Annotated in this window: 17 protein-coding genes; all 17 read right to left on the bottom strand. The window is 64.0% G+C overall.

What is annotated here, in order from left to right; genetic code table 11:
- Window positions 1-5: 5 nt before the first annotated feature.
- Window positions 6-1,022 (bottom strand): ABC transporter permease, encoded by a 1,017-nt coding sequence (locus ACIQUI_RS24885; RefSeq protein WP_403203305.1) that lies wholly within the window; start codon window positions 1,020-1,022, stop codon window positions 6-8.
- A complete protein-coding gene (locus ACIQUI_RS24880) occupies window positions 1,022-2,080 on the bottom strand; it encodes a microcin C ABC transporter permease YejB (RefSeq protein WP_403203304.1) in 1,059 nt (352 codons plus the stop codon). The genes ACIQUI_RS24885 and ACIQUI_RS24880 overlap by 1 nt, the downstream gene beginning before the upstream one ends.
- Window positions 2,077-4,002: an extracellular solute-binding protein gene (locus tag ACIQUI_RS24875; RefSeq protein ID WP_403203303.1), complete on the bottom strand. Its 1,926-nt coding sequence runs from the start codon at window positions 4,000-4,002 to the stop codon at window positions 2,077-2,079. Before ACIQUI_RS24875 ends, ACIQUI_RS24880 begins: the two co-directional genes overlap by 4 nt.
- 13 nt (window positions 4,003-4,015) lie before the next feature.
- On the bottom strand, window positions 4,016-4,297 hold the full coding sequence (locus tag ACIQUI_RS24870; protein WP_003258780.1) for a peptidylprolyl isomerase: 282 nt from the start codon (window positions 4,295-4,297) through the stop codon (window positions 4,016-4,018).
- A 78-nt stretch (window positions 4,298-4,375) separates the two neighbouring features.
- The gene (locus tag ACIQUI_RS24865) at window positions 4,376-5,437 is read right to left on the bottom strand and encodes a 3-deoxy-7-phosphoheptulonate synthase (RefSeq protein ID WP_403203302.1); all 1,062 of its coding nucleotides are present in this window, start codon (window positions 5,435-5,437) and stop codon (window positions 4,376-4,378) included.
- Between the two features lie 554 nt (window positions 5,438-5,991).
- Window positions 5,992-6,543 carry a YbhB/YbcL family Raf kinase inhibitor-like protein gene (locus ACIQUI_RS24860; RefSeq protein WP_403203301.1) on the bottom strand — a complete coding sequence of 184 codons (552 nt, stop codon included), beginning with the start codon at window positions 6,541-6,543 and terminating at the stop codon, window positions 5,992-5,994.
- 48 nt (window positions 6,544-6,591) lie between these two features.
- On the bottom strand, window positions 6,592-6,900 hold the full coding sequence (locus ACIQUI_RS24855) for a hypothetical protein (RefSeq protein ID WP_403203300.1): 309 nt from the start codon (window positions 6,898-6,900) through the stop codon (window positions 6,592-6,594).
- A 131-nt stretch (window positions 6,901-7,031) separates the two neighbouring features.
- Window positions 7,032-8,324 (bottom strand): MFS transporter, encoded by a 1,293-nt coding sequence (locus tag ACIQUI_RS24850; RefSeq protein ID WP_403203299.1) that lies wholly within the window; start codon window positions 8,322-8,324, stop codon window positions 7,032-7,034.
- Window positions 8,325-8,693: 369 nt separating this feature from the next.
- A complete protein-coding gene (locus ACIQUI_RS24845) occupies window positions 8,694-9,287 on the bottom strand; it encodes a hypothetical protein (RefSeq protein WP_403203298.1) in 594 nt (197 codons plus the stop codon).
- A 322-nt stretch (window positions 9,288-9,609) separates the two neighbouring features.
- Window positions 9,610-10,743: an HlyD family secretion protein gene (locus ACIQUI_RS24840; protein ID WP_403203297.1), complete on the bottom strand. Its 1,134-nt coding sequence runs from the start codon at window positions 10,741-10,743 to the stop codon at window positions 9,610-9,612.
- On the bottom strand, window positions 10,740-12,389 hold the full coding sequence (locus ACIQUI_RS24835; RefSeq protein ID WP_403203296.1) for an MFS transporter: 1,650 nt from the start codon (window positions 12,387-12,389) through the stop codon (window positions 10,740-10,742). The genes ACIQUI_RS24840 and ACIQUI_RS24835 overlap by 4 nt, the downstream gene beginning before the upstream one ends.
- A gap of 179 nt (window positions 12,390-12,568) precedes the next feature.
- Complete coding sequence (locus ACIQUI_RS24830; RefSeq protein WP_403203295.1) at window positions 12,569-14,980, bottom strand: TonB-dependent siderophore receptor; 2,412 nt, start codon at window positions 14,978-14,980, stop codon at window positions 12,569-12,571.
- Window positions 14,981-15,286: 306 nt separating this feature from the next.
- On the bottom strand, window positions 15,287-16,252 hold the full coding sequence (locus ACIQUI_RS24825; RefSeq protein ID WP_403203294.1) for a FecR domain-containing protein: 966 nt from the start codon (window positions 16,250-16,252) through the stop codon (window positions 15,287-15,289).
- Entirely contained in the window at window positions 16,252-16,758 is a 507-nt protein-coding gene (locus tag ACIQUI_RS24820) for a sigma-70 family RNA polymerase sigma factor (RefSeq protein ID WP_403203293.1), read from the bottom strand. The genes ACIQUI_RS24825 and ACIQUI_RS24820 overlap by 1 nt, the downstream gene beginning before the upstream one ends.
- A gap of 73 nt (window positions 16,759-16,831) precedes the next feature.
- Entirely contained in the window at window positions 16,832-17,797 is a 966-nt protein-coding gene (locus ACIQUI_RS24815; RefSeq protein WP_403203292.1) for an endonuclease, read from the bottom strand.
- Window positions 17,798-17,811: 14 nt separating this feature from the next.
- A complete protein-coding gene (locus ACIQUI_RS24810; protein ID WP_403203291.1) occupies window positions 17,812-18,195 on the bottom strand; it encodes a hypothetical protein in 384 nt (127 codons plus the stop codon).
- A gap of 283 nt (window positions 18,196-18,478) precedes the next feature.
- On the bottom strand, window positions 18,479-19,555 hold a 1,077-nt coding region (gene bamA / locus ACIQUI_RS24805; RefSeq protein ID WP_403203290.1), incomplete at its 5' end, for an outer membrane protein assembly factor BamA.

Raw genomic sequence — 19,555 nt, 5'->3', positions numbered from 1 at the left:
GTGTCTCAGCCCCTGGGATCGAACGCCTCCCGTAAGCCATCGCCGATAAACACCAGCAGCGACAAGATCACTGCCAGCGCAAAGAATGCAGTAAAGCCCAGCCACGGTGCCTCCAGGTGCTGCTTGCCCTGGGTCACCAGTTCGCCAAGCGAGGCGGTGCCGGCCGGCATGCCAAACCCGAGAAAATCCAGTGCAGTGAGGGTGGTGATTGCCCCGGTCAGAATGAACGGTATGTAGGTCAGCGTGGCATTCATCGCATTGGGCAGGATATGCCGCAGCATTACCTGGCTGTCCGGCAAACCCAGCGCCCGGGCGGCTTTCACATACTCAAGGTTGCGCCCGCGCAGGAACTCGGCGCGTACCACGTCGACCAGGGTCAACCAGGAGAACAGCGCCATGATCCCCAGCAGCCACCAGAAATCCGGCTCGACAAAACCACTGAGGATGATCAGCAGGTACAGCACCGGCAACCCCGACCACACCTCCAGCAGCCGCTGGCCCAGCAGGTCGACCCAGCCGCCGTGGTACCCCTGAAGCGCGCCAGCCAGCAAACCGATAAACACGCTGACCACGGTCAGGGCGAACGCGAACAGCAGCGATACCCGCGTGCCATACAGCACTCGCGCCAACACATCGCGGCCCTGGTCGTCGGTACCCAGCCAGTTGCTTGCACTTGGCGGGCTGGGGGTAGGTACTTGCAGGTCGTAATTGGGGGTGTCGGCACTGAACGGGATGGGCGCAAACAGCATCCAGCCGCCTTGATCTGCTATCAGTTGGCGCACATAGGCGCTGCGGTAGTCAGGCTGGAATGGCAGCTGGCCGCCAAACTGCTGTTCGGTGTAGCGCTTGAGCGCCGGTACGTACAGCTCGCCTTTGTAGCCCAGCAGCAGGGGCTTGTCGTTGGCCACCAGCTCAGCGGCCATGCTCAGCAGCAACAGGCCGGCGAACAGCCACAGCGAGACCCAGCCCAGGCGGTTGCGACGAAAGCGTTGCAGGCGACGGCGCGAGATGGGCGAAAGCATCAGTGCGCCCTCGTGTCAAAGTCGATGCGCGGGTCGAGCAGGGTGTACGACAGGTCACCTATCAGGCGGATCAGCAAGCCCGCCAGCGTGAAGATGAACAACGTGCCGAACACCACCGGGTAATCCCGCGATACAGCGGCCTCGTAACTCATGCGGCCCAGGCCATCGAGCGAGAAGATCACCTCGATCAGCAAGGAGCCGGCAAAGAACACGGTAATGAGCGCCTGCGGCAACCCAGCCACCACCAGCAGCATGGCATTGCGCAGGACATGGCCATACAGCACCCGGCGTTCACTCAGGCCCTTGGCCCGGGCGGTGACCACGTATTGGCGGGAAACCTCGTCGAGGAAGGCGTTCTTGGTCAGCAGTGTGAGGGTTGCAAAACCACCGATCACCAAGGCCCCGACCGGCAGCACAAGGTGCCAGAAGTAGTCGGCGACCTTGCCCAGCAGGCTGAGTTCGTCGAAGTTGTCCGACACCAGGCCACGCACCGGGAACCAGTTGAGCGAGGTGCCACCGGCAAACAGCACGATCAGCAGCAGCGCGAACAGGAACGAGGGCAGGGCGTAGCCGACCACGATCAGTGCGCTGCTCCAGGCATCGAAACGGCTGCCATGGCGCACCGCCTTGCGGATGCCCAGCGGGATCGACACCAGGTAGGTGATCAGCGTGGCCCAGAGGCCCAACGACAGGGTCACTGGCAATTTGTCGAGGATCAGGTCGGTGACCTTGGCCCCGCGAAAGAAGCTGTTGCCGAAGTCCAGCCGGGCGTACTGGCCCAGCATCAGCCACAAGCGCTCGGGGGCGGACTTGTCGAAGCCGTACTGGCGTTTGATCTCTTCGATCAGCTTCGGGTCCAGGCCCCGCGTAGCACGCGACTCGCCGTGCATTACTTCGGCCCGTGCGCCGGGTGCGCCGCCACCCAGGCCTTGCAGGCGCGCCACCGCCTGCTCCACCGGGCCACCTGGCGCGGCCTGAACGATAGCAAAGTTGACCAGCAGGATCGCCAGCAGGGTCGGGATAATCAGCAGCAGCCGGCGCAGGATGTAGGTGGTCATGGCAAGGCCTTCTTGCGTTCGGCCATTTGTGCATTGGTCAGCGGTGTGGGGCTGATTTCCCACCAGGTGTCCAGGCCTTCGTCATAGGCGGCTTGCACCTTTGGCAGGCCGAAGCGGTTCCACCAGGCGGTGGAACTACCCGGTGGGTAGTAGTTGGGGATCCAGTAGTAGTTCCATTGCAGCACCCGGTCCAGGGCGCGGGCATGGTGCAGCATGTCGGCCTGGGTATCGGCGCGTACCAGGCCGTCGATCAGGCGGTCCACGGCCGGGTCCTGCAACACCATGAGGTTGTTCGAACCGGGGTCGTGTGCGGCTGCCGAGCCGAAGTAGTTGTACAGCTCTGCGCCCGGCGACAGGGTGACCGGGTAACCGGTGACGATCATGTCGTAGTCCCGTGCCATCAGGCGGTTCACGTACTGGGCCGAGTCGACGTTGCGGATGTTCAGGATGACGCCGATCTGTGCCAGGTTGCGCTTCCACGGCAGTAGCAGGCGTTCCATGCCCGACTGGCCATTGAGAAAGGTGAACGCCAGGGGTGTGCCCTGGCTGTTGACCAGGCGGTCGCCCTCAGGGTGCCAGCCGGCGTGCTCAAGCAGGGCCAGGGCCTGCAACTGCTGCTTGCGGATGATGCCCGACCCGTCGCTGACCGGGGCGGTGAAGACGGTGCTGAAGACTTCGTTCGGTACCTTGCCACGCAGCGGCTCGAGCAACCTGAGTTCGCCGGCATCGGGCAGGTTGCGTGCCGCCAGCGGGGTATTGGAAAACACGCTTTGCTGGCGGATGTACATATTGCGCATCATCTGCCGGTTGCTCCATTCGTAGTCCCACAGCATGCCCAGTGCCTGGCGCACGCGGCGGTCCTTGAACTGCGGCTGGTCGAGGTTGAACACGAAGCCTTGGGCAACCTGCGGCTTGGCCGGGCCGAGGTGGGCGCGCTGCAGGCGGCCGTCGTCCAGCTGGGCGCCGCTGTAACCCAGGGTGTAGGCGGTGGCGGAGAACTCCCGGTTGTAGTCGTAGCCACCGCCCTTGAGTACTTGCCGGGCTACTTCGGTGTCGCCAAAGTACTCGATGCGCAGCTTGTCGAAATTATAGCGGCCACGGCTGGCCGGCAGGTTACGTGCCCACCAGCCGGGGTCGCGTTCGAAGGTAATGCTGCGGCCGTTGTCGATGCGCCCGATGCGGTACGGGCCGCTGCCGACCGGCTTGTCGAAGCCCGCGCCATTGGCAAAGTCGCGCTGCCCCCAGTCGTGTTCGGGCAGCACCGGCAGGCTGGCGAGGTCCAGGGCCAGGGTGCGGCCGTGCTCTGGCTTGAAGTCGAAACGCACGCGCTGCGGGCCTTCCACGGTAACCCCGGTCACGTCGGCGAATTCGGTGCGGTACTTGAGGCTGCCCTTGCTCATCAACAGCTCGAAGGTGAAACGGACATCCTCGGCACGCACCGGCTTGCCATCGGCAAATGTAGCGCGCGGGTCTATCTCGAAACGCAGCCAGGCATCATTCGGGCCGCGCTCCATGCTGCGGGCGATCAGGCCATAGACCGTGTAGGGCTCATCGAACGAGCGCACGGCCAGAGGTGCGTAGAGCAGGCCATCGACTTCGCTGACGCCGATGCCCTTGTCGATGTACGGCAGGATATGGTCGAACTGGCCGATCTCGATGGCCGAGCGGCGCAGGATGCCGCCCTTTGGGGCGTTCGGGTTTACGTAGTCGAAATGCTGGAAGCTGGCGTTGTAGCGGGGGGCTTCGCCGTAGACGGTCAGGGCGTGGGTGGGGGCGGCGTGGATCGTGAGGGTGGTGCAGGTCACAACAAGCGCCAATAAAACCTGTGGGAGCGGGCGTGCCCGCGAATGCGTCGGCTCAGGCAACGAGGTTGTCTGGTCTGGCCTATTCGCGGGCTCGCCCGCTCCCACAGGGACTTTCATCGGCTGCGAGGGCTTAGTCCTGGCGGCTGGTCACTTCCAGCAGGTGGTAGCCGAACTGGGTCTTCACCGGGCCTTGCACGGTGTTGACCGGAGCGCTGAACACCACGGTGTCGAATTCCTTGACCATCTGGCCTGGGCCGAACGAACCCAGGTCACCACCTTGGCGGCTGGACGGGCAGGTGGAGTTGGCTTTGGCGATTTCAGCGAAGTCGGCGCCTGCTTCGATCTGGGCTTTCAGTTCGTTGCACTTCTCTTCGCTGCTGACCAGGATGTGGCGGGCGGTTGCACGGGCCATGGGTACTGCTCCTTGGGGTAAAAAGGCAAGCCTAGCGCACTTGCTTGGGGTATGTCTCGCCAGGCTTGCAACCTTCGCTTACAGTTTTTGTGCCGCTTCACGCAACAGGGTTTCAGTCGAAGCCCAGCCCAGGCAGCCGTCGGTGATCGACACGCCATATTTCAGTGCGCCCTTGCCCAGCGCCTGACAGCCATCGAACAGGTGCCCCTCGATCATCACACCTACGATCGAGCGGTCGCCGGCCAGGCGCTGCCCCAGCACATCATTGAACACCGCTGGCTGGCGCGCCGGGTCCTTGCCGCTGTTGGCGTGGCTGCAATCGACCATGATGCGTGCCTGTAACCCAACCTTGGCCAGTGCCTGACGGGCCATGGCGATGCTGTTGGCATCGTAGTTCGGGCCTTTGTGCCCACCGCGCAGTACCAGGTGGGTGTCGGGGTTGCCCAGGCTCTCGATGATGGCCGGGTGGCCCTGCGCATCCATGCCGAAGTGGCGGTGCGGGTGAGCGGCGCTGCGCATGGCGTCGCTGGCGATGGCGATGCCACCGTCGGTGCCGTTCTTGAAACCGACCGGCAGTTCCAGGCCGCTGACCATTTCCCGGTGAATCTGCGATTCGGTGGTGCGTGCGCCAATTGCGGCCCAGGCCAGCAGGTCGTCGAAGTAGCCGGCGGCCATCGGTTGCAGCAGCTCGGTGGCAACCGGCAGGCCACGTTCGATCATGCTGATCATCAGCCCGCGCGACAAGGCGATGCCCGAGTGCATGTCGTCGCTGCCATCAAGGTGCGGGTTGTAGGCGAGGCCTTTCCAGCCCACTGTGGTACGCGGTTTTTCGACGTAGGCGCGCATTACCAGCAGCAGCTTGTCGTCAACTTCGCGGCTGAGGGCGGCCAGGCGGTCGGCGTATTCCAGGGCCGAGCGGGGGTCGTGGATCGAGCAGGGGCCGACGATGACCAGCAGGCGCGGATCGCGGCCTTCGAGGATGTCACGAATGGCCTGGCGGTGAGCCTGTACTTGCTGGGTGAGTTCGCTGGTCAGCGGCATCTGCTGCTTGAGCAGGTGTGGGCTGGGCAGGCGCTTGCTGACGGTGGTGTTAGCCGCTTGCGGCTGGGTCAGGGGCAGGGCGAGGCTGGAAGCTTGCATGGCGTTTTTCCCTGGGCGGACGGCGGGTTCTGGCCCGCGTGGTCGGCCCTATCGAGGTGTTCGACAGATCGTTGAATTCGTATTGGCTGCTGCATTGCCACCTGTGGAAGACCGGTCGGAGGCGGCAGGCTGGCCCGAACGGGATTGGCTAAATCGCCAGGCATAGGTGTTTGCGTAGTAATAAGTGGCGTAGTTCATGAATCTGTCCTCAATGTGAATCGGTGTTGTTCAAAGGCCTGAAAAGCAAAACCCCCGGTCGGGGAGCCGACCGGGGGTTTGAGTATTCTCATGTTCGGCGGCCCCTCGAAGGTGGGCGCCGTGTGGGTATCGGCGCCTAGTGGCTAAACCAATACCCAAAGTAATAGCTGGCAGGTGCCACGCAGCCAGCAACAGCCAGCACAGGGCGCAGGTTGCGACCGGTGTGGTTGGCGTGGTTGCGGGTGTGTTTCGGCATGTTGCTCTCCAGTGAATGAGCCCGAGCTTACTTCAGTTCGCCCGGGCCATTCAATGGATAAATGCTATTGGTTCGATCATTTGTTTTTGTACTGGTTGGTTCAATGCCCGTAGCGCCCGACCAGGCTTTGCGCGCCCAGCGCGTGGCCTTGTAGCAGCTGCAACAGCCCGTTGCGGTCGAGCCCTTCGGGCAGGGTGCCCAGGGGCAGGTCGGTGGCGATCAAGGTCAGTGCGTAATGGTGCGGGTTGTCGCCAGCGGGCGGGCATGGGCCGCGATAGCTGAGTGTGCCCCGCGAGTTGCGGCCCACGGTCACATATTGCCCGCTCAGCCCGGCCGTACCCTCCTTGAGCCCATCCTGTTCCGGGTCGATGTTATAGGCGACCCAGTGCACCACACCTGTACCCTTGCCGCCGTCCGGATCGAACATGATCAATGCCAGCGACCGGGTACCTGCGGGCAGGTTGTCCCAGCTCAGTTGCGGGGTACGCTCCTCGCCGGCGCCGCAGGCCGGGTCCGGTCCGACCTGCTGAAGGGCAATTACGCCACCATCGGTAAACGAAGAGGAGCTGATCGACAACGCACCTTGGTTGCTGCTGTTGGCCAAGGCGGTGCAGGGTAGCAGGGCGGCGAGCAACAAGAGCTTCAGGTTCATGGCGAATCCTTGGCAGGGCTTTGGGGCGCAGCTTAGCCCACGCCTGTGTTAATGGCTGTCCTGGTCCTCGGCAGTGCCACCGCTATGCCCGGCGCCGGAGCCTGTTGCCTCGCCAGTGCTGTTGGAGCCACCACTGGCGCCGTCTGCAGCGTCGCTGTTGCTACCGGTATCGCTGCTGTCGTTGTCCTGGCCACTGCCGGGGCTGTTGACGCTGCTGCCTTCACCGGCAGTCTTGCCACCAGACTGGTCGGTTTGTGGGCGGCTGTCGGTGTTGGTGTCGGTGGCGGCGAAGGTGGTGCCGGTGACGCTGGCCAGCGCGAGTGCCAGGCACAGGGAGAGGGGGCGAATGCGGATCATGGGACGTCTCCTTTGCGGATGATCTGTCATTCGTTTGGTCAAGCGCGAGAGTAGGGGTGCCGCCCGGGCGACGGATGGTAGTCCTCAGTGGGAGCAGGCATGCCCGGCCCCACTGAGAAACAGCGATTGAGTCAGCTGGGCTCTGTGCGTGGCGCAGGGCTTTCCACAGGTTCCAACGGCGGATGCTCCTGCGCTGCGTGCATCAGGTCTTCGGTCACGCGCAGTTCAGCACCGGTTGGCGAGAAGGTGGTCGATGCGGTGAACGGTGCCGGGTGCTCTGCGGCCGGGCGCTTGCCGCGGCGCCACATGAAGAAGCACACCATGCCCAGGTTGACCACGGCAAACGCCCAGAACAAGCCGACCTCGCCAAACGAGGTCATCAGCGGCGAAATGGCCAGTGGCGCCATGGCCGAACCCAGCGAGTTGATCAGCAGCAAACCCTGGATCATCGGCACCAGAGCATCGGAGGGCGCACGGTCGGCGGCGTGGCTGACGGCTACCGGGTACAGGGTAAACACGCCCCCACCCAGCAGGAACAGCACCGCAGGCAGCAACAGCGAGTCTGATGCCAGGAACACCGTAATCAGTGACAGCACCACGCACAATGCGGCCAGGGCCAGCAGCACACTCAGGCGGTCCTTGCGGTCCGACCAGCGCCCGACCGGGTACTGCAACAACATCGCACCCAGGATCACCCAGGCCATCATCGTGCCGACTTCACCCACGTCCAGGCCGATGCGTTGCAAATACAGGGGTAGCAAGGAATAGATGCCGGCAATGATTACACCCGAGCCAAAGCAGCCTACCAGCCCCGACGGTGCAACACCGAGCAGTTGGCGTGGCTTGAGTGGTTCGACCTGTTCCAGCAGTGGCGATACTCGCGGCAGGATCACGATGGGCAGTACCGACAGGGCAGCCAGTACGCCAGCCAGCATGAAGGGTGCGGAGGCGCCAAGCTGGGTGATTTCGCCAAGGCCGGCCTGGGCAATCACCCCGGCGCCGTAGAAGGCGATCATGTACAGCGCCAGCAGGCGGCCACGGATCTTCGCGTCGCCGGCCAGCAGCAGCCAGCTTTCGATTACCAGGAACACGCCGACCGCGGCCCAGCCGTTGATCAGGCGCAGCACCGACCACCAGGTGACGTCGTAGAACAGCCCCTGCAGCAGGATGGTCGCGGCGATCAGCGAAGCAAAGCTTGTGTACGCGCGGATATGGCCGATGCGCAAGATCAGCCGGTCGTTGAAGACGGCACCCAGGGTCAGGCCGATGAAGTAGCTCGCCGAGACGATACCGATGGTGGTGGCCGACTCACCGGCTGCGCCCAGGCGCAGGGTGGTCAGGGAAGACATGAAGCCGTTGCCCAAGGCAATGATGAACAAGCCGAGCAGGGGCGCCAGCGCCATGGCCAGCAAACGCGGAGACATACGTACCTCTAGTTGGATGAGCGGAATGAGCGCCTTCTCGGACGCGCACATTGGCTCGACCCCAACAGGGGCGAGTGTCTACACGGATGCGACCTGGGCAAGACTCAACCGCTTTGCCTGGCAGGAGCAGGGCTGTGCGGGGAGGGTTGAGCCTATTTCACATGTGCGTTCATGTGTTCAGGCACGGACTCTGTCGTTGCTGACGGTTGCCACCGTTAAAGGCGACGGGCGAAAAGGAGGCGCGATTCTACGGGCTTGCGGGGTTTTGCCCAAGGGGCTTTGGTATGCGACGAGACGCCGCAGTCTGTGGGCGACATGAATGTGTCTGTGACAGACAAGCCGGGGCTGCAACGCAGCCCTGGCAACCCACTATTTGTCCTGCAACCGCCAACCTTGAGCGGTCAGCACCATCGCCCGGGTTTCCTTGAACGGTGTGTCGTTGCTGGCAACGGCCTTGCCAAGGTCGGCAATGCTGGCCTTGACCCCTTCATCATTGGCCCATGCCGGTAGCCCGGTAATCTTGTAGGCATACGTCACATTCGAGGTTTTCTGCCCTGTGGCCCCGCTTGGTTCACTGAACTGCTCGACGGCAGTTACCTGTGCCTTGCCAAAGCACAGGCCGTTGCCTGCCTTGTAGTACTTGCGCCCTTCGTCGGTAAGGTCATAGGCGTAGTAGATGTCGGTGCGTGCCGGCTGCCACAGCCGGGCAGGCACTTCGGTGCGCGAGACTTCCTTTTCACTGACCACGCCCACCCGGGCCAGGGCATGCAGCGCCTTGTTGGTGCCTTGGAGGTCGAAATCCTGGGTTCTGGTGGGGAACGTGCTGTTGATGAAACAGTGCGGGTAGCGGGTGTCGAGGTGGGCTTGGGCGGCCTTTTGGAAACTGGCCTTGCTGGTGTCCTCGCTGCCCGAGCAACCGGCCAGGGTTGCCAGCAGCGCCAGCGGCACGATCTTCCTGTACATGGTGACACTTCCTTGAAAACGGATCGGTCGGGATTAGAACCCACGGGCCAGAGCGGTGCAATCGTGGCACGACGGCATCTCGGCATGCTCTCGGCTGGCCACTTTCCTGTGGGAGATTGCCCAGCCCATTGGGCTGCGCTGTCACCCAGAGAACTGATGCCGGGCGCTGTGGGAGCGGGCGTGCCCGCGAAGCAGGCGACTCGGTGTATGGCACCGGCTGCGCCGGTGTTCGCGGGCTCGCCCGCTCCCACAGGTCCCTGCTAACTCACTGATGTAGCGATTGTCCTGTGGGAGTTCACCCGCGAAATGGCCAGCAACAACCTCAATCCTGGCTGTGGGTATCGATACTGACCACCACCGACATCCCTGGGCGCAGGCGCCTGGCTTGGTCCTGACCGGCATCCACGGTAATGCGCACCGGGATTCGCTGGGCAATCTTGACGAAGTTGCCGGTGGCGTTGTCCGCCTGCAACAAGGCGAACTCCGAACCGGTGGCCGGCGAAACCTGCTGCACGTGCCCCTTGAACTTGAGGTGGTTCAGCGCATCCACGGTGAACGTCACCGGCTGGCCGATGCGCACATTGGCCATCTGGGTTTCTTTCATGTTGGCGATCACCCACAAGGTGTCGGGCACCAGTGCCATCAACTGCGCGCCGGAATTCACGTAAGCCCCCAGACGCGTGCCAATCTGCCCCAGTTGGCCATCGCGCGGGGCGGTGACGCGGGTGTTGTCGAGGTCGATACGCGCCAGCGCCACGGCGGCCTTGGCATTTTCCACCGATGCCTCCAGCGCCGCCCGGTTGACCACCACTGTTTCCCGGTCCTGACGGGCGATTTCCAGTGCTGCCCTGGCCTGGGCCAGGCTGGCGACCGCTGCGGCTTCACTGGCACGGGCCAGGTCAAGGTCACGGCGGGACACCGAGCCGTCGTTGACCAGTGCCTGGTTGCGGCCCAGGTCGGCTTTGGCCTTGGCCGCCTGGGCCGCCGCATTACCGATGGCCGCCTGGCGCTGGGCAATGGTGGCTTCGGCGCTGTTGCGCTGTTGCAGGTTGTTGGCCAGGGCAGCCTGTTGCTGTTGCAGTTGGGCGATAGCCTGGGCCAGGCGCTGCTTGTAGATCCGGTCGTCCAGCTGCACCAGCAGGTCACCGGCCTTGACGAACTGGAAGTCGTGCACCGGCACATCGACGATGTAGCCACTGAGCTGCGGGCCGATGATCGTCACCTGGCCGCGCACCAGGGCATTTTCGGTGCTTTCAATGGCGCTGCTGAACGGCGGCAGGCGCCAGGCATACAGCACCAGCAGGATGCCAGCCAGGGCCACGCAGGCGAAGCTGATCGATGACAGCATGCGTACCCGCCGCGAGCGCACCGGGCTGGTCGGCTCGCTGGGCGGTGTAACGCCTTCCGGGGTGTCGGCGATGGCGGTGGTGGTTGTGGTGCGGGTGTCGTCGGTCATCGGGTGGGCGCGCCGGGGCTGGAGTCGGTGGGGGTGGCCTGGCGTCTTGCGTACCAGAGCCAGGTACTACGGATGCAGATCCAGACCATGGTCAGGATAGCGATGCTGCCGATCAGGACGAACACATCGTTGTAGGCCATGATATTCGCTTCGCGGGTGGCGGCGCTGGCCAGCAAGCGCATGCCGGCCTCGCTGCGCAGGGCCGGGTCGGCAAATATGCCGCCGTAGCCGGCGCCGCCACTCTGCACGCGGGCGCTCACCAGTGGCTCCAGGTAGCTGAGGCGGTCCATCAGGTGGCTGGAGTGAAATTTTTCCCGCCAGGTCTGGAACGTACCCAGCAGTGCTGCGCCAATCAGGCCGCCGAGGTTGTTGCAAATGCCGAACAGCACCGAAAAGCTCACCAGGTTGCGGGGTTTGGCGCGCACATGGCTGATGCCCAGGGCCATCGACGGGCCGAGGAAGAAGGTGCTGCCGAATGCCAGCAGGAACTGGCTGAAGTACATTTGCGCCGGGCGCGTGAGGTTGCTGGAACTGCTGTCCATGAAGGCGCCGGCCGCCATGGCCAGCAGCGAGACGAACAGCGGTATCACCAGGTGGTTGGGGCTGATGGTCAGGGTACTGCTGGCCAGGCCCGCCACCGCGCCCAGCAGCATCACCCAATACAGCGTGCGCATTTGCTCGCTGCCCATGTTCAGCGCCTGTAGAAAGCCGACTGCCCCCGTGGACTGTTCGGACGTGACCATACGGATCAGCACCACGCAGAGGGCCAGGCGAATCACGCTACCGCTGCCCAGCCAATGGGTCATCAACAGCGGGTTCTGGCGGTTGTGCTCGATGGCCAGGCCGCTGAAGATCAGGGCGATCGATGCCGCCAGCGCCACGCCGATCCACGGCGCCTCCAGCCACCAGTCGATACGGCCCAGCGACAGCGCGGCGCAGAGCAGGGCGGTGCCGCTGGCCATGAGGGTGAAGGTGAGGAAGTCCAGGGGTTCGAACGTCTTGAAACGGTCACCCGGTGGCAGCTTGAGCATCAGCACGCAGCCCAGTGCCGCCAGCGCCAGGCCGAGTTCGAACAGGTACAGGCCACGCCATTCAGCGATCTGCAGCAGGTCTTCGGAAAAAATCCGCGCCAGCGGCAGTGCCAGCTGCGAGGCCCCCAGGCCCAGCACCATTGCCTTGAGCCGCCATCGCGCCGGGAACGCCTGGATCATGTAGTACAGCCCCAGCGAACTGAGCGCGGCGCCGACCATGCCATGGGCAGCGCGCACGGCGATGGCCGAGTTGAGGTCGTTGACCAGCAGGTGGGCGAAGGTGACCAGGGCATACAGCACCAGGAACACTTCGGTGAATGCGCGCAGGCCGAACTGCTGGCGAAACTTGACCAGCAGCAGGTTGATGGACACGTTGGTCATGACGTACGCGGCAGGCAGCCAGGCCATTTCGGCCGTGGTTGCGCCCAGCGCGCCTTGCAGGAACACCAGGTTGGCGGTGACCAGCGCATTGCCCAGGCCACCGGTAATGGCCACCAGCAGGCCGACCACGCCGTAGGCCAGGCGCCTGGCAGGCGAATGCAGGGGCGTGGAGGGGGAGCCCGGCAGGCTGGGTTGCTCGTGGGGGAGCCATTGGCGGGGGGCGTACTTGTCCATGGGCAGACTGTACTTGAGCGGCGGTGGCAAAGAAAACAGTTGTGCCTGCGCCGCCCTCTTCGCGGGTAAACCCGCTCCCACAGGGATCGCATCAACCTTGAGGCTAGCGCTGTACCTGTGGGAGCGGGTTTACCCGCGAAGAGGCCGGATCAGGCTATGACAGCTGCTGGCTTCCAGCCTCAGAAATCAACACTGGCCGACAGGCGCAAAACGCGCGGAGTACCTTGGGTCAGGTAGTTGTTGGATGTCGACGCCGACGCCCAATACGCCTTGTTCGCCACGTTCTCCACATTGGCGCGCAACGTCACCTGCTTGTCATCGACCTTGAAGCGGTAACGCCCGCCAAGGTCTACCCGGGTCCAGGCCGGGATGCTCAGGCTGTTGGCCGCGTTCACAAACTGGCCCCCAGTGCGCAGCACCCGGGCGCTGAGCGCGGCGCCTTCAAGGCCAGGCACGTCCCAGTCGGCACCCAGGTTGTACTGGAAGCGCGGCACGCCGGCAGCGCGGTTGCCGTCGTTGCTGCCGTAGGCGGTGTTCTTCTGTTCGGTGTGCATGAACACTGCACCGGTCAACAGGCGCAGGCCGTCCACCGGCTCACCGAACAGGTTCAGCTCCACACCCTTGTTGACCTGCTCGCCGTCCATGCTGAAGGTGTCCAGCGTTGCACCTGGTGCGCGGTAGGTGACGCTGTTGGGCTGCTCGATGCGGTACACGCCCAGGGTGGCGCCGAAGCTGTTCCAGTCCAGCTTCACCCCGGCCTCGACCTGCTTGCTGCGCTTGGGCGGGAACACTTCGTTGGCGTTGGTCACGCTGGAAGGTGCAGTCGGGCCCTGGGCCAGGCCTTCGATGCGGTTGGCATAGAACGACACATGCTCCCAAGGCTTGATCACCAGGCCGTACACCGGGGTGGTGATGGACTCGTCATACGGCGTGTTGCGCGCACCGCTGGCGGTCGCCCAGCTGTCCACGCTGATCGACTGCCGGCGCACGCCAACGGTCAGCAGTATGCGGTCATCGAGAAAGCCCAGGGTGTCGGACAGCGCTACGCTTTTGTTGCGGTTCTTGCCGACAATGCGCGGGTCGTGCAAGTCGCTGCCAAAATAGGTGTCGGTCGGGCGCGGCACCTTCACCGGGTTGTACAGGTTGCTGTCATAGCGTTTGGCCGCGGCCAGCGCCTCATAGGCCGACCGCTGCTCGCCCCACATGCCCGACAGGCCGAAGTTGAAACGGTGGCTGACCGGGCCGGTGGCAAAGCGGCCATTCAGCCCGGCCACCGCGCTTTTGTTGTCTTCATCGTGGGGTGAATAGAGGAAGCCGCCACGGGCGGTACCGTTGGCGTCGCTGACGTACAGCGAGGAATACTCACCATTTTCGCGGGTGTGCTTGGCGCCGGCGCCGGCATACAGCATCCAGTTGTCGTTCAGGTCGTACTCGGCGTTGACCATGCCGTAGGTGTCTTCGAGCTGCGACCAGGTCCAGCTTTGCGAGTAGTTGTCACGTGCCGACGGGGCGTGGGGCACTTTACTGCCGGTGGGGTAGATCACCGCACGGCCCTGGTTGATGCGCTCTTTCTGGTAACCCAGGTCGGTGGACAGGCGCAGGCGCTCGCCACGGTAGTCCAGGGCTACGGCCACCAGGGTGGAGTGCTGGGCTTCGTCGTCGACGCCGGTGCCGCCGTCATGCTGGGCCAGGTTGATGCGGGCGCCGAAGCGGTTGTCTTCACCGAAGCGCTTGCCCAGGTCCAGGTGGCCGCCGATGTTGTCGCCGGTGGCGTAGTCGAGGGTGACATGCCGGGTGGGGGTGTCCTCTGCGCGCTTGGGCACCAGGTTGATTGCACCGCCAATGCCGCTGCCCTGCGGGGCAACGCCATTGAGGAAGGCGCTGGAACCTTTGAATACTTCGACCCGCTCGAGTGCTTCGGTGGTCACGATCTGCCGCGGCAGCACCCCGTACAGGCCGTTGTAGCTGATGTCATCGGTGTTCAGCGGCAGGCCACGAATCGTGAAGGCCTGCGAGAAGTTGCCGAAACCTGCCGACTGGCGCACCGAGGCGTCGTTGAGCAACACGTCACCCAGGGTGCGGGCCTGCTGGTCGGCAATGGTCTTGGCGGTATAGCTGGTAACGCTGAACGGCACGTCGCTGATTGCCTGGTCGCCAAGCACGCCCAGGCGGGCGCTGCGAGCTACCTGGCCGCCTTGCCAGGTATTGGCACTGGCGGCAAGGTCGCTGTTGATGGTGGTGGCGCCCAGTTCAAGGGCATTGCCCAGGTCGACCGTTGGCGCCAGCGTGAATCCGCCGCTGTCGGTGGCTATCAGGCTGTAGCCACTGCCGGCCAACAGGCGAGCGAAGCCTTCCTGTACGCTGTAACTGCCCTCCAACCCCGGGCTTTGCACGCCTTTGAGCAGCGCCGGGTCGAACGACAGCGGCACCCCGGCGCTGGCGGCAAAGCGCGCCAGTACGTCGGCCAGCGGCCCGGCAGCCAGGTGATAAGCACGCGCGGTGGCGTCGGCGGCCAGGGGTGCCTGAAGGGGCGCCAGGGCGCCGAGGGCGATGGCCAGGCTCAGGGCCTTGAGGCGGAAGCGGGGAGTCATGCGAGGGTCCTGTGCTGCAGAAAATGAAGGTTCTGCACTCATCACCGGACGACGCAGGAAAAGGTATCACTGAAAACCTGAAGCTGGGGCGGCCCCTGTGGGAGCGGGCGCGTCGAGGCGTCGAACCGTCGCGAAGCAGGCAACGCGGTGGATGGCACCGGCTTTGCCGGTGTTCGCGGGCAAGCCCGCTCCCACAGGGGGCCGCGCCAGCTTTTAGAAATTGAGTAAGACAGTTGCTCCCAAAGAAACCGAGCAGCTTTCTGGATTCGGGCAAGGCAACTGTTATTTAAAATCCTTCAGCGGCTCTTATACGCGTGGTTCTACGGTCACCCAGTAGCGGGTCAGGCCCTGGATAGCCACTGGCAGGGTGTCGCCCAGCAGCCGCAGGCTGGCATCGGTATCGGCCAGGGGAAAGGCGCCAGACACTCTCAGTTCGCGCACCTGTGGGTGGCAACGCAGTACACCGGGGCGATAGCGGCCCAGCTCCTGCAACAGGTCGGCCAGGCGCATGTCACGGGCCAGCAGCATGCCGTGCTCCCAGGCAAGATCGCCGGCTTCCAGCGCAGTGGTGGGCAAGACCCGGTTGCCATCGAAGGCGCCACGCTCGCCTGCCTTGAGCAACACGCCAGTGGCAGCATGCACGGGGCGGCTGCTGACTGCGCCTTCCAGCACGGCTACCCGGGTCAGCGGGCCGTCGATGCGCACGCTGAAACGGGTACCCAGCGCAATCGCCTGGCCATGCAGGGTGCGCACCAGAAGCGGGCGGGAAGGCGTAACCTGGTCTTTGGCGCTGGTGACCAGGATTTCGCCCGCCAGCAGGTCGATGCGTCGTTGTTGCCCATCGAAGGTGATATCAATCGCCGTGTCGGTGTTCAGCAACACCTGGCTGCCATCGGCAAGCGTCAGCGGCCGTTGTTCGCCGACTGCCGTACGGGCGTCTGCGGTCCACTGCTGCCAGGGTGTTTCTCGCCAAGCCAGCCAGGCCGCCGGTGCGGCCAGCAGCCACAACCCCAAGCGGTGCAGCGCCTGACGGCGGCTGAGTGCCCCGTTGCGGCTGAGGCGGCGCAGGGTTTCGCCGGTAACCGGGGTGGGCAGGCGGCGCAAGTCGCCCAGAAGCGCCTCGGCACGCTGCCACGCCTGGGCGTGCTGGGCGCTGCGCTGGCACCAGGCCTGCACCGCGCGGTGATCGTCCTCGGTGGCCGTGCCCGATTGCAGTTGCACCAGCCAATCGGCGGCTTCGCCAAGAATCAGCGGGTCGATGCGTGGGCTCATCAATCGATGCTCAGGCAGGCGAGGAATGCCGTACGCATGTCGCGCTTGATAGTGATCAGCGACACCTGCAACTGCTCGGCAATTTGTACATAGGTCAGCCCGTCCAGTTGCGACAGCAGGAACACCTGGCGCACCCGGGCTGGCAGGTCGCGCAGCATGGCGTCGATGCGATACAGGGTTTCGAGGATCAGCCAGCGCGTTTCCGGGGAGGGCACCTCGGGCTCCGGTAGATGGGCGATGGCTTCCAGATAGGCGCGCTCCACATCCTGGCGCCGCCAGCGGTCGACTACCAGGGCCTTGGCAATGTGGGTAAGCAAGGCCCTGGGCTCCGTGCCGAAACAGCTGCTGCCCTGGCGGCTGAGCAGGCGCACGAAGGTGTCATGGGCCAGGTCGGCGGCATCGCAGGCATTGCCCAGCTTGCGCCCCAACCAGCCTTGCAGCCAGCCATGGTGCTCGGTGTAAAGCGTCTGGACCTGCAGGTTGAGGGTGGGGTCGTTGGGCGGCATGACGGGCCAGGGGTGCAATTAAGAATGGATCGCATTCTAAACACCTGCCCGTCAACCTGGCAATCCGCGTTGCTTAGCGGCAGTTACCGGCTTTGCGATAGCCAGCTGCCTGCGCCTCGCCCTCGGTGGCGAAGCTGACCTGGTTTTTCGCCGCCACCTGGTTGTAGCCCGGGCAGCCTATGGACAGGTGATAGACATGGCTGTTGCGGTTGCCCAGCACCGCCCCCACAGCCCCGGCACTGGCCAGGCTCGGCTTGGCCTGCGCCTTGGGTGTTTCGCCCGGCACTGCCTGCACCACGCCACTGCCAACCGGCTTGTAGTCGGCGGTCCATTTGCGCTCCCCGCTCACGAACGGGTTGCCATGCCCCATGATCCCGGCAATGCGCCGGTCGCGCTCTTTTTCCCAGGCCGACACCGGGTGTTGCTTGTCCCAGGCCATCAGCAGCTGTTGCTGTTGGCGCGACATGCTCAGTTGGTAACGGTCGAACATGTAGAACGTGGTGCGAGCCACCAGGCCTTTCACTTCGTCACGCGGTTCGGCGGCGCGCTGGACGAAGTCGACCTTGGTGGTGCACTGGCCATATTCGCCGGCATTGCCAGCGACCATGCCGTAGTTGAAGTTGCTGCGGTCGCCGTTGACTTCACCCACCGACGGGTACAGGTTGAACAGGTCGGCTTCCATGGCGCGGAACACCGGGTCGTTGTCCACGCAATGCTCACGGCCGCCGTTTTTCCAGCACTGGCGCTGGTTGCCAAACGTGTAGGCGGGCACGATGTGTTCCCACTCGGTGCGCTCGGCGCGGTTCTGCTGTTTGCGTGTCTGATAGCCGCACGACGCGGCATCGATGCGCCCACCGGACTTGCCGACCCAGGTCCATTTGCAGCCGCAGTACAGCTCGCCCATGGCACTGCTGGCCTGGTCCATGTACACCTTCTGCTTGGCCACCACCTTGGCCTCGGTGAAGGTCGCGGGTGGGTTGGCAAAGGCAGGGAGAGTGAAGGAAAACACTAAGGTTACGGCGTAAAGCAGTGATTTCATGAGAAAAATATATTTCAGATTGGGGCGCGCATTGTAATGTTTTCGCCGTGGCTGACCAGCTCGCTGAGCCATACCAATGGTCGGCTCGGGTCGTCGCTGGCCATACGGCTGAACGTGGCCGAGTCGAGCATGTCCCTCACCTGGGTGGCCATGCGCAGCAGGCGCTCGATGAAGCCGGCGCCGACGTCGCCATAGTCCTCCAGTGAAACACCGCTCTGGTTATGCTGGATTGCCAAGTGGTAGTGGCTGACGCCGGCGCCATCGCCACTCCCGCCCAGTACCACCGTGAAGCGTGGGCCGAGCAGGCTGGCCAGGCGCTGCTGGACGAGGTCGAGGAGGGCGACCGGGACTTCATCGTGTCGCAGTGCAGTGGGGAAGCAAGGCGTGAAGGGGGGCATGGGCATGTCCTGCTGGGCGGGGGGTCGAATGCTGGCCAGCTTAGGCAAGGTGATTGTCAACTTGGGTTAAGCGGGAGTAAAAGCGGGTAATGCTCAAGCCCAACCGGGTGCTGCTTTATGCGGGGGATTCTGTCTTGCTCAAAAACTCGAAGCTTGCCCAATCCATGTGGGAGCGGGCGTGCCCGCGAACACCGGCAAAGCCGGTGTCATCGACAGCGTCGCCTGTTTCGCGGGCACGCCCGCTCCCACATGGACCGCATCAGCCTGGAGCCCTATGCGATGATCAGAACGTCTGCCCCAGCGAGAACTGGAAGATTTGCGTCTCGGCCTTGTCCGGCTTTTTCAGCGGTGCCGCCAGGCTGAAGCTGAGCGGCCCCATCGGGCTGTACCAGGTCACGCCAACCCCCAGCGACACGGCCATCTGCGCCAGGTCCACGCTGCCGCAGCCCTGGGTGGTCGACAGGTAGCAGGTGTCGGCATATACGTTGCCGGCGTCGACGAAGACCGAACTGCGCAGCTGGCTCTGGTCCTTCACGAACGGCAACGGGAAGATGTACTCGGCACCACCGGTAATCAGGATGTTGCCCCCCAGCACGTCGGTGTCGCGGTCGGAATAATAGGCTTGGCCAGCGCTGGCATAGGTGCCTGTGGCGGGGGTGTTGCGTGGGCCCAGGCCACCATCCTTGAAGCCGCGCACCGAACCCAGGCCGCCTGCGGTATAGCTTTCATAGAACGGCAGGCCGTCGGTGGAGCCGTAGCCGTTGCCATAGCCCAGGCTGGTGTGCAGCCGCAGCGAGGTTTTGGCGGTGACCGGCAGGTAGGTCTGGCCGTTGTAGTCCAGCTTGTAGAACGAAAGGTCGCTGCCGGGCGTGGTGGCCATCAGGGTCAGGCTTTGCGAGTGGCCTCGGGTGGCCAGCACGCCCTTGTTCAGGGTGGATTCGGACCAGCCGATCGACGCTTTGAGGTTGTTGAAGCTCTTGCCCTCGCGGGCGATGAAGTCGTAGATCTCGTCGGCGCTGTAGGTGCCGGGCGAAATGTCGTCGTGTTGCAGGGTCAGGCCGTAGGTCAGGCGCGAGGTTTCGTTGATCGGGTAGCCAAAGCTGACCCCGGCGCCGTAGCTGTTGATTGCATAGTACGAAACGCCATCGTCGTAGTAATCGCTGTAGTCGGTACTGCTGTAGAAGGCGTTGTAGCCCAGGCTGACGCCGTCAGCGGTGAAGTAGGGGTCGGTGAAGCCGAAGTTGTACTTGGTCTGGTACTCGCTGCGGGTCAGGCCGACGGACACCTTGTTACCGGTACCGAGGAAGTTGCTCTGGCTGATCGAACCACCCAGGATCAGGCCCGCGCTCTGGGCGAAGCC

Origin of the sequence: Pseudomonas sp. NPDC090592 (assembly GCF_044769185.1) — a bacterium.
Classification (GTDB): domain Bacteria; phylum Pseudomonadota; class Gammaproteobacteria; order Pseudomonadales; family Pseudomonadaceae; genus Aquipseudomonas.
The sequence above is the reverse complement of the archived record's forward strand: the minus strand, read 5'-3'. Positions and strand labels throughout refer to the sequence as shown.